The 4,090-nt window shown below is 47.9% G+C and carries 4 protein-coding genes; all 4 read right to left on the bottom strand.

The window, feature by feature from the left end; genetic code table 11:
* Window positions 1–173 precede the first annotated feature (173 nt).
* The 4 genes from F6K57_RS38360 to F6K57_RS38345 all read right to left on the bottom strand — a co-directional run bounded on the left by F6K57_RS38360 (window position 174) and on the right by F6K57_RS38345 (window position 4,049).
* Window positions 174–872, bottom strand: coding sequence for a carboxypeptidase-like regulatory domain-containing protein (locus tag F6K57_RS38360; RefSeq protein ID WP_293073764.1), 699 nt, complete (start codon window positions 870–872; stop codon window positions 174–176).
* An 86-nt stretch (window positions 873–958) separates the two neighbouring features.
* The gene (locus F6K57_RS38355; protein ID WP_070394513.1) at window positions 959–1,525 is read right to left on the bottom strand and encodes a DUF4255 domain-containing protein; all 567 of its coding nucleotides are present in this window, start codon (window positions 1,523–1,525) and stop codon (window positions 959–961) included.
* A gap of 191 nt (window positions 1,526–1,716) precedes the next feature.
* Window positions 1,717–3,924: an ATP-binding protein gene (locus F6K57_RS38350; protein WP_293073761.1), complete on the bottom strand. Its 2,208-nt coding sequence runs from the start codon at window positions 3,922–3,924 to the stop codon at window positions 1,717–1,719.
* Window positions 3,921–4,049: a hypothetical protein gene (locus tag F6K57_RS38345; protein ID WP_293073758.1), complete on the bottom strand. Its 129-nt coding sequence runs from the start codon at window positions 4,047–4,049 to the stop codon at window positions 3,921–3,923. Before F6K57_RS38345 ends, F6K57_RS38350 begins: the two co-directional genes overlap by 4 nt.
* Between the last annotated feature and the right edge of the window lie 41 nt (window positions 4,050–4,090).

Below are 4,090 nucleotides of genomic sequence, written 5' to 3'. Positions count from 1 at the left end.
ATTTACCAGGTGAGTGTAGGACTTGAGGCTCGAGGAGAGCGCAATGGACATAAGGTTGAATATGTCAACCTGCGAGGCATGAAATAATCCTTTACAAACATCTCTTTTTTTCCCTGGGACTACTAAGTAGTGATTTTAGCCACCGAAACCTTAACAAAACCTTTTCCAAACCACTACACCTTTACCACTACCAAATTGTGAGTGGTCACTTGCCCTTGGTTCAAGTCTACAAGTTGAGACGTTTCTTTCTGGTAGCCTTGGGCAACAACTTTAACCTTAACTGGACGAGCACTTGATTTATCCGTAGATGCTTCGAGACTACTCAGGAGATAGTTCCCATCGTTGTCAGTAAAGGTATACTCACCACTCCCCTCAATCTCAACTTTGGCCATAACGACAGCTTCACCGTCGTCTGAGTTGGTGACGTTACCCTTGAGAGCAGTTGGTTGGAAATAGAAATTAACAGTAGGTATCGCCATCGCACCAGTTTCTGGATCTGATGACACATGAACCTCGGTCTGATCGGATTCGTGATCAGAACCAGGCGGTATCGTTTTGATGGTTGGGTCAGCACTATAGCGAGTACCCGTACCTAGCAAGGAAGCCGTCAAGGTATATGACCCATCAGGGAGATCCTGGAAGTAAAAATAGCCGTCAACTCTGGTACGAGTGCGGTCAGGTCGCTCGACCCTCTTTTCCCAGTCATCTCCATACAGCCCAGCTAGCAGATCTAACTTGCTTTTCAACCTTTCGGGCATATCGGCAATTTCGACCACTGCTCCCGGAATCACCTGCTTAGTTTGGGCATCTTTAACCTGCCCAGCGATCGCAACCTGATGGCGGATTGCTTCCAACCTAATCTTATTTGACACGAGCAATACTCCCTTAGTCAACTATCTTGGTTATGGCTAATGGCTAATGGCTAATGGTAAATAGTCAACCAATTCCCAATCCGCAATTACCCAATCCTGATATCTGTTACCAAGGTTCCTGCCTCAACTGGATCATCGACTTCCACAGCCATAGTAAGGGTGTAGTTCAATGCTGGTCTGGGCTTTCCTCCCATTGCTTGCCAGAATTCACCCAAACTCTGTAGGTTGCTCTGACTCAGACTAACTGTCCTGATCGGAGGTTCCATCCCCATGAGGCTTCCCTGTAATACAGCCGCTGGAATTATACGATGACGCAGTAGCACTTTCATTACCTCCCCCAGCCATTGGTGCTCTTCTTGCTCTGGTCTTTGACCATTACCTGTAAGAGCGGACCAAGCGGTGATTAGGTAAGAGCAATCCACTCGCACTGGATTACGCCTTTTGGTTGCCCTACCGTTACTGCGTTCTGTTGACCAGGTGGTGTTGCGTAACTCCAGATTCTCACGCACATCGTAAAGAAAAAGATTAATCGCTGGTTTGACACTAAAATCCTTGTCAGGTGTGGCAAAGCTAATAGTAACTGACGAGATTAGCTCAGGAGGTAGTTCGCCCTTGAGCAATTCCTCCAACGTTCTATCCAGGTCATGAATCATCTCATTTCCTCACTCTTAGCCCAGGTCGCCAAATCATCGGCAAACTGGCTGAGGTCAATCGGCAATTTGAGTTGGCAAGTACCCACTTTAGTCTGCAAACTGTCCCTTAAATCTTCTCCGTAACAACAATACACACAACTTAAACGTGCTTAGTGAATTGTTTGCACAGTTATTTGAGTTATTACGAATCATCACATTAGGCCAGCATACTGACCAAAATCACCCTCTATTAACACTTTTCCCATCTTCTGATACTCTCGCCGGACTGCACGCAGCAGGTGATTCATCTTGACAATTCCACCATCATCTGCTGCTTTTATAGCAGCAGCTAGAGCAATATTACGAATATTGCCCCCAGCAATCTCGCAGTGACGGGCGATAAAATCTAAATCCAGTTCCTCAGAGCGAGGTACAGGACTAGGCCAGATTTGCTCCCAGATCCGGCGGCGGTCTTTGAGATTAGGAAAAGGAAACTCAATAATAAAACGTAATCGCCGGACAAAGGCATCGTCCATATTAGTGCGGAGGTTGGTGGTCAAAATCGCCACTCCTTCGTACTCCTCCATCTTTTGCAGGAGATAGCCAACCTCAATATTGGCGTAGCGGTCATGGGCACTGCTGATTTCAGAGCGCTTGCCAAACAGGGAATCTGCTTCATCAAACAGGAGAATGGCGTTAGCATTGGCAGCAGCTGTAAAGATGCGATTGAGGTTTTTTTCTGTCTCCCCGATATACTTACTGACCACTTGGGACAGGTCAATCTTATAGAGGTCAAGCTCTAATTCGTGGGCAATAATTTCCGCTGCCATGGTTTTACCAGTCCCTGGTGGGCCAGAAAACATCACATTCAGTCCTCTGCCCAGGGAAAGCTTGCTCTGGAAGTCCCACTCTTCCCACACCAGCTGTCGATATTTGGCTTGATTACAAATTTCCCGCAACTGAGCCTTTTGATTAACTGGCAGGACAATATCATCCCAGCTGTACTTAGGCTGAATCTGACGTGCCAATGAACCTAGTTGATGACCAGATTGGGCACGGGCTGCTGCAAATAGTTCCGACAAGGTGGGTTTTTCAAGGCAGTGTGGGAGGTTGGGAGTGTGGGGAGTGGGGGGAGTGTTTTGGGCAATTCGCCAACGGGCTCGATTACAGGCATCGATCACGGCATCAGTAATTTGCTCGGAATTGAGGCGGAAGCGATCGCATAAAGCATCTAGCTCTGGTCTGTCTAGGGAAATACCAGCTGCGGTTAGTTGATTCTGCCAACACCAGCGACGAACAGTAAACTCAGGGATGGGAAAAGGAACAGTAACCATTCCCATTGCTATAGTTTTCTCTGGCCTCCAGGGTTTTTCACCAGCGAGGATAGTAATTCCTTGATGGTCTGCTATGATTCTTAGCAGAGATAGATATTGACTGGAATTCTCGGAACTTTGTATAGTTTGTTGTAGAGTTTCTAGTCCTTCTAGGTAAACTAAAGCTTTCTGAAACCAGGCTTGACGGTAAGCTAGTTTCAGGGTTAGCTCCAAGTCAGCTTTGGCTTCTACAACCCGAGTTAAATTTACGGTTAGCAACGGTGCTTCCACAGCCCTGGCAATAGCTTGGGCGGCACGGTGTTTAACACTAGTATCTGCACCCTCAAAATACAGTGCCAGGGGTTTGCTTGCTTGCCAATCTTCGACAACTATTGTTAATAAAGCCTGCTTTACTTCCTGATGTAACGGTAGTTCTTCCAGGGAAATAGTCGGCTCAAGTAAGGTCGAGAAGGGTTTCAGTCGCTGATCTAATCCTTTTTCTCCCAACAGCAGAGCCAGGACTAGCCCATCCAGTTTAAGATTGTGAGCGAGCAGAGTAGGCTGGAGCTGATTAGGGTCCGAGACCAGGTGTAGTAGACTATGACCTAGGAGAGGAGCTTCTGGGGTAAAGTGACTACGCCGCGCCAGTTTCGCTTCCCCAGTTGGACAGAGCAGATTCAGGACGAGATCCACAGTGGGTCGTTTACACCGGATATCGTCTTGGAGATAGGTGTAGATTCGTTCATAGCGCCGGTCTAGTTCCGGGGCGAGAGCGATCGCAATAATATCGACATCGAAAGCAGAGAGGGCAAAGGTTTCTTGGAGCCATGCTAGAGATGAGCCTGCCAGGATAGCATCAGAGGGTAACTCCTGTTCGGTTTCTGTATCTACCTGCAATACTGGTGTTCCTGGTGGCCGAGTCAGCAACTGTTCCACTTCTTCCTGGTCAACTTGCATCCCCCGATAGGGATTAGTTGCAGCCATGGAACCATAGGTAACTTGGGCAGCGGCTAAAGCTCGTTCTAGCAGTCCGTCTAAGCGCTGTAACAGCAGAAAGAGTTGCTGAAATTGGGGGTTGGGAGGGAATACCTGGGTTTGGTTAATCATGGATTATAGCAAGGGAACAGCGGATCTGGGAACAGCGGATCTCGGAGCAGGGAGCAGGGAGCAGGGAGCAGGGAGCAGGGAGCAGGGAGCAGGGAGCTAGTAGGGTAGGGTGGGCAAATTATCAAAGTTTGGCAATTTGATAGCGTGATCTAGTAGATCGGAAGTT

The sequence above is a fragment of the Moorena sp. SIO4A5 genome (assembly GCF_010672005.1).
Lineage (GTDB): Bacteria > Cyanobacteriota > Cyanobacteriia > Cyanobacteriales > Coleofasciculaceae > Moorena.
The sequence above is the reverse complement of the archived record's forward strand: the minus strand, read 5'-3'. Positions and strand labels throughout refer to the sequence as shown.

Bases quoted from the DNA above. Each gene is read 5' to 3' on its own strand.
- F6K57_RS38355 (WP_070394513.1), bottom strand. From the start codon at position 1,525: ATGATTCATGACCTGGATAGAACGTTGGAGGAATTGCTCAAGGGCGAA.
- F6K57_RS38350 (WP_293073761.1), bottom strand. From the start codon at position 3,924: ATGATTAACCAAACCCAGGTATTCCCTCCCAACCCCCAATTTCAGCAA.